General features: G+C 34.9%; 6 protein-coding genes and 1 pseudogene. 5 read left to right on the forward strand and 2 right to left on the reverse strand.

Annotated elements, in window-relative coordinates; translation table 11 throughout:
- Positions 1-54: 54 nt before the first annotated feature.
- Both WOCAOBSORBRA_RS05560 and murD read right to left on the reverse strand, forming a co-directional pair.
- Positions 55-483, reverse strand: a pseudogene (locus WOCAOBSORBRA_RS05560) (COQ9 family protein); the annotation flags it as partial.
- 6 nt (positions 484-489) lie between these two features.
- A complete protein-coding gene (gene murD / locus WOCAOBSORBRA_RS05565) occupies positions 490-1,866 on the reverse strand; it encodes a UDP-N-acetylmuramoyl-L-alanine--D-glutamate ligase (RefSeq protein WP_174516106.1) in 1,377 nt (458 codons plus the stop codon).
- Between the two features lie 571 nt (positions 1,867-2,437).
- Here murD and WOCAOBSORBRA_RS05570 point away from each other — a divergent pair.
- From WOCAOBSORBRA_RS05570 to WOCAOBSORBRA_RS05585, 5 genes are all read left to right on the forward strand, one after another.
- The gene (locus WOCAOBSORBRA_RS05570; RefSeq protein WP_174516107.1) at positions 2,438-2,647 is read left to right on the forward strand and encodes a hypothetical protein; all 210 of its coding nucleotides are present in this window, start codon (positions 2,438-2,440) and stop codon (positions 2,645-2,647) included.
- Positions 2,616-2,738 (forward strand): hypothetical protein, encoded by a 123-nt coding sequence (locus WOCAOBSORBRA_RS06490; protein ID WP_007549233.1) that lies wholly within the window; start codon positions 2,616-2,618, stop codon positions 2,736-2,738. Before WOCAOBSORBRA_RS05570 ends, WOCAOBSORBRA_RS06490 begins: the two co-directional genes overlap by 32 nt.
- Before the next feature lie 96 nt (positions 2,739-2,834).
- The gene (locus tag WOCAOBSORBRA_RS05575) at positions 2,835-3,182 is read left to right on the forward strand and encodes a ferredoxin family 2Fe-2S iron-sulfur cluster binding protein (protein WP_012673282.1); all 348 of its coding nucleotides are present in this window, start codon (positions 2,835-2,837) and stop codon (positions 3,180-3,182) included.
- Positions 3,183-3,189: 7 nt separating this feature from the next.
- A complete protein-coding gene (locus WOCAOBSORBRA_RS05580; protein WP_174516108.1) occupies positions 3,190-4,230 on the forward strand; it encodes a hypothetical protein in 1,041 nt (346 codons plus the stop codon).
- The gene (locus tag WOCAOBSORBRA_RS05585) at positions 4,214-4,600 is read left to right on the forward strand and encodes a cytochrome c-type biogenesis protein (protein ID WP_015589263.1); all 387 of its coding nucleotides are present in this window, start codon (positions 4,214-4,216) and stop codon (positions 4,598-4,600) included. Before WOCAOBSORBRA_RS05580 ends, WOCAOBSORBRA_RS05585 begins: the two co-directional genes overlap by 17 nt.
- Positions 4,601-4,687: the final 87 nt, after the last annotated feature.

A 4,687-nucleotide genomic window follows, 5' to 3' on the forward strand; every position in this document is an offset into this window, starting at 1 on the left:
AATCCACACTATACGCCATTATAACTCAAATAGCTTATTATACCTTTATCATTTACTTTGGGAAGTACTATAGTTAAAATCTGTTGATTGGTCATGAATGCCATACCAAATCGCACTAATAGTTCTGTATAAAAGTTTACTAGAAAAATATGTATTTTTTGGTGATACGGAGAATGATAAAACATTTTTTAAAAGTTCTCTATAATTCGGTAGCTTAGCATAGTTTGAAAGGTATATTTGAATGGCTAACTTTACTCGCTCTCGCACTTTCATATCTTCTAAATTAGAATTCCTTAGTTCAGCTTCCATTGAGCTATTTAAGTCCTCTGCTATGTGCTCCAAAGCGCTATATATTCCATTCTGAAATTTGCAAAAGCTATTAGCTAGATTAAGGTCAGTGCACACCTTTAATAGGGTTTCATCGCTTATCCCTTCAAATGGAATAACCCTAATTAGCTTATCTATTATTAACTTTTGTTCCACGCAACATCATACTAAACAGCATGTGTGATTGTACCTGAGATTTTCAAACATTCTACAAAATGCTTCACCACGTTCCTCGAAATTTTTCCATTGATCAAAAGAAGCACACGCGGGAGAAAGTAATATTGTTACTTCTTCCCTGCTATTTAAGACCTCTTCAAAAGCCAATCTGAATGCATCTTCTAGATTGCAACATTTCACAAAATCTACTTTATCCTCCATAACATTTGCAAAAGCTTCGGTTGATTCTCCAACAAGAAAAGCTTTTCTAATCCTTGTAAAATGCTTGCTTAATGATTCTATTCCACCCTCTTTACTTTTTCCACCAACAATCCAATATATGTTTTCATAAGATAAAATCGCCTTTTCGCTCGACTTTGCATTAGTTGCTTTGCTATCGTTCACGAAAAACACATTTCTTATTTTGCCAAGCAGTTCATTCCTATGCCTCAGTCCTGAAAAGGACTTGATTCCATTGATAATAGTGTTGCTATCTACTTCAAGTAGCTTACATACGGCATATGCGGCTGCTATGTTCTCTGCGTTGGATATTAGGTTTATTTTCACGTCGCTTACTGATAAGCTATGATTCTCTAGTTTTAACGAGATCACAGTGCCTGGGCACTGGAATGACAAAGAGGGTGACATCGAAGCTGAGATTGGAATTTTGTCTCCAGTGAATTTGTTGAATATATCAGCAGTAATCTCATTGTCACATCCTATTACGGCAACCTCACTACCGTTTATCAGTTTTAATTTAGTTGCTATGTAGTTCTCCATACTTCCATGCCTATCTATGTGATCTGGTGTAATATTGAGCAGTGCTGAAATGTCCACGTTAATTTCATTCATCAACTCCAATTGAAAAGAGGAGAGTTCGATTACATAAATTTCTGCATCTCTTTCTAGATCCAAAACAGGAACGCCTAAATTTCCACCAATAGCTACTTTTTTCCCTGCAGATTTTAATATGTGCCCTATTAGTGATGTAGTGGTTGATTTACCATTTGTTCCTGTGACGCCTATTACCTTCTGGTTCGTAGTTTTAGCTTCAAGAAATAGCTCAATGTCTGATTTTATTTTGCAATCAAATCTCCTTACAAGTTTTACTATCCAATGTGGCTCTGTTGGCACTCCAGGGCTTAAAACCAATGCACTGATCTCATGCCAATTGTATTCCTTGGGATGAATAAAATTACATTTTTTATACATCATTTTTGCATTTGCTATTTGCTCTTCATGATCATCCCATGCATATATTCTTGCACCACTCTTTGTTAGAGCGTTAATGGCGGATAAACCAGTTTTACCAAGACCAAAAACCGCGACGTTTTGATTTTTGTATTTGTTTAGTTGCACTGCTAGATAACTTATGTGAACCATTTTATAAAGATATCGTACAAACTACAACAGACTTCTTTCGTAGGTTACAACTGTCATTCAATAGAAAAAAAAACTTCCTTGACAAACTCCGCCAGTCCCCTTATCATGAAACTGAAGCTATTTATTTATCTTCTCTGTACAGATTAAATGACAAAAAAACTCACGTATCTGGCGTCTCATGTTTAATTTTTTGCACTATGTGCACCTTATGTCTTTATCAAATTTCTAGGTTTTTACCTACGCAAGCTGAGATACGCTTATAAAGCATTTAAAACATTAAAAAACGCCAACTTAAAAAATGGATAGTGAATAATTAGCTACCCTAGGGTTTCTTTTGCCTTTTTTTCTGTTTAGTAAATTTCTTAATGTTTATAATTTAGATTAGTTGCGGCTTAAAAGCAACTGAATCGCGGTTATTAAACGTTTAGAATAAAAAAACGCCATACTTGAAAGTATAATGTAAGTAATTAGCCAACCACGGGGCTTCTTTTGCCTTTTTTTCATTTGGTAAATTTCTTAATATTTATGGCTAAACGACAATCGTCATCCCGCTGCTTGTTAGCGGGATCTCTTGTTAGCGGCTGAGATACCGCGAATGAATCGCGGTATGACGGTTCGCGACGGCGTGACGATAAGCTCGTTATCCCGCTGCTTGTTAGCGGCTAAGAGATACCGCGGCAGTATGACGGTTAAGTGGGGTGTCATCCCAGTGTCAGCTACTCGGATGACAGGAGAAGGAGGCTACTTGCATGACACCATTCTTTTTTCTGGATCCAAGTAATCAGGGCACTGGGATGACAAGAAGAGGGCACTGCCGTCATAAAGGAACCAGTGTCAGCTACTCGGATGACAACAAAGAGCTACTTGGATAACAAGAAATATAGGTACTGGAATTGTAAAGAGTTTGCAAATATTAGTTATTACCTGTAGGATATAAAGAAATTAGTAAGGATTTTAATAGGAATAATATGCCATCTGTTACTTTTATTTTACCTGATGGGAGTAAGAAAAGCTATGAAGCTGCAGAGGGAGAAACTCTGCTCAATTTAGCCCACAGAAGTGATCCAGATCTGCTTGAAGGTGCATGTGAAGGTTCTCTTGCTTGCTCTACATGCCATGTAATTGTTGATCCAAAGTTTTATAATGCTGTAGAAATACATAACCCTATATCTGATGAGGAAAATGATATGTTAGACCTAGCTTTCGGCTTAACAGAGACGTCGAGGCTTGGATGCCAAATAAAAATCACAAAAGATATCGACGGCTTGTGTGTAACCATACCAAGGGGTACAAGAAACATATCATTAGATAAATAGGGGAATCATGCGTAAGATTTTTATCTATATTATCATCTCTTTACTTTTGTTTATTCCTGTAGCGTATAGTGGTTTTTGGTATTTTTCTGCATGTAAGGTAAAAAATCTTTTAGCTGAAACAATACTATACATTAACGACGAAAAATTTGATATTTCACATGATTTTAGTGGATTTCCTTCTAACCTAATTTTCCGTGTGACAAACCCAAAATTTTCCAATGAGCAATTAACCATCTCATCTGATGCTTTATTGATAAAAAATAGATTGTTTGATAAATCAGTATATATCTACATACCAAGCAATGAAGTCAACATTGCTGTTCATGATGATGAGAAAAAGAATATAAAATGCCACACAAACGATAGCAGCCACTTTGTTGTTAGACTAAACGATTTACCATCTTCATTGCGATTCAACAAAAATAGTACCGTGATAGACTATATAGATACACTTCGTTACGAAGATTATGGATTAAAATGTGATGTTTTAGAAAATCAGCAAAGTGTTATAACTGAAGTGAATGATAAAAGCAATTACATTCAATTTCACCTCGATAAAGAACCAAGTGGAAATACTAAACTAGGATTTGATTTTTATACTTATCGGTATAAAAATACTGCAAGTCCTGAAAGTTACCTTAGTATCGACACTAAATTTGATTACGAATTTGTAAACCACATCTCAGCTTCCAGAATTAATTTCAACATAGAGAAATTTTTAATTCAAAGTAATAATTTTTCTCTTGCTGCAGATGGTGGAGTGCAAAATTATAATTTGGTTACGTCTTCATTTAAAGACAAAATCAACGTGGCTATATCAAATTATAAAGAATTAATCTCGTTTATGATTGGTGACTCAAAAACTTCAGATGTGTTTGAAAAATTAATGTCTTCCTTATCAGAAAAAACAACTGATGATGGCATTCAATTTTCAATAAAGTACGATGATGATGTAGGGTCAAGCTTTATTGGAAAGTTATCCACTACTGATTTTATGAACCAACTTGGTAAAATAACCCAATTAACCAAGGATGAGAGCAGTAGTTAGTTTACTTTTCATATTGATATTTCACTCAGGCGTAAACGCTTTTACTCTGGATAATAAACTCAGAGATAAAAGCATGGAAAAACGAGCAACCAGTTTATTTGAAATAATAAGGTGTCCAATATGTTCTGGCGAATCATTGTCTGAATCTGGATCTCAGATTGCGTATGACATGCGAGAAGCAATTCGTAAAAAAATCAATGATGGATACACTGATGAAGAGATAATCTCAGAGTTAAAAAATTCTTACGGCAATTCAATTATAATCGTACCGCCTATAAAATCTAGCACTTACATTTTGTGGTTTATTCCACTTACAACTCTGCTTATTGGGTGTTTTTTAATACAAAGATACATCAATACAACCACTTAAACCTTTTATATATAGCTAAAGTGACTTAGGTTCTCTAATTGCACATAAGTCAACAATAATTTTCACACAAATCAAAACAGCATATCT

The organism is Wolbachia endosymbiont of Cardiocondyla obscurior, assembly GCF_902713635.1.
GTDB lineage: Bacteria > Pseudomonadota > Alphaproteobacteria > Rickettsiales > Anaplasmataceae > Wolbachia > Wolbachia pipientis.